Origin of the sequence: Mycobacterium sp. E3298 (assembly GCF_001666895.1) — a bacterium.
Taxonomy (GTDB): Bacteria; Actinomycetota; Actinomycetes; order Mycobacteriales; family Mycobacteriaceae; genus Mycobacterium.
In genome coordinates this window covers 1-752 of record NZ_LZJB01000350.1, presented here as the reverse complement: position 1 = coordinate 752, position 752 = coordinate 1, and the positions used below count along the sequence as shown (strand labels likewise).

Annotated in this window: 1 protein-coding gene and 1 pseudogene; one reads left to right on the top strand and one right to left on the bottom strand. The window is 68.4% G+C overall.

Features of this window, described 5'->3' with window-relative positions; genetic code table 11:
- On the bottom strand, positions 1 to 330 hold a 330-nt coding region (locus A9X05_RS16215; protein WP_156736769.1), incomplete at its 3' end, for an SDR family NAD(P)-dependent oxidoreductase.
- Positions 331 to 451: 121 nt separating this feature from the next.
- On the opposite strand from A9X05_RS16215, the pseudogene A9X05_RS16210 reads away from it, so the two are divergent.
- Positions 452 to 752: pseudogene (locus A9X05_RS16210) on the top strand (ATP-dependent DNA ligase); the annotation flags it as partial.

The window sequence follows — 752 nt, the reverse complement described above, 5'->3', positions numbered from 1 at the left end:
GTCGATCACGGACTGGAAGGACTCGAGGTCGTGGGGACCGGACTTGGTCATCGTCCGCTTGGCGATGCCGCCACCCGCGGTGGTGATGATGACATGCAGGCCGCCCAGTTTGTCGACCGCGGTCTGCAGCGTCTCCTCGGTGCCCTTGAAGTCGGTGACGTCGACCGGATAGAACGCGCCGCCGACGGCCTCGGCCACGGTCTTGCCGTCGGAACCCTCACGGTCCAGGATGGCGACCTCCGCCCCGCGCTCGGCCAGCAGCTCAGCGGAGGCGCGACCCATTCCCGACGCGCCGCCGATGACGACGACCTTCTTCCCGTTGATCTCCATCCGGACCCTTCCTTTCGGGTTGTCAGATCCCTAGTAATCTGTAACGTTACGTAGGCACGCTAGCGTGTGCGCCGCCGAGGGTTGACCCCGCCTTGTTCGAGACCCGTGCCAAGCTGATTTCGTGCTCCTCCTCGACGTGGCGACGACCTCACTTGACGTAGGCGGCACGTCGTCACGGCTGAGCAAGGTCGCCCACATCGCCGACCTGTTGCGCCGCGCCGCGGCCGACCCCGACGAAGTCGCCATCGTCGTCTCCTGGCTCTCGGGTGAGTTGCGCCAGCGCCAGATCGGGGTCGGCTGGGCAGCGCTGCGGTCACGGCCGCCCCCGGCGCCGCATCCGGCGTTGACCGTCGCCGCGGTGGACGCCAGTTTCTCCGAGATCGGGGCGGTGTCGGGCAAGGGATCGCAGGCGCGCCGCGCGC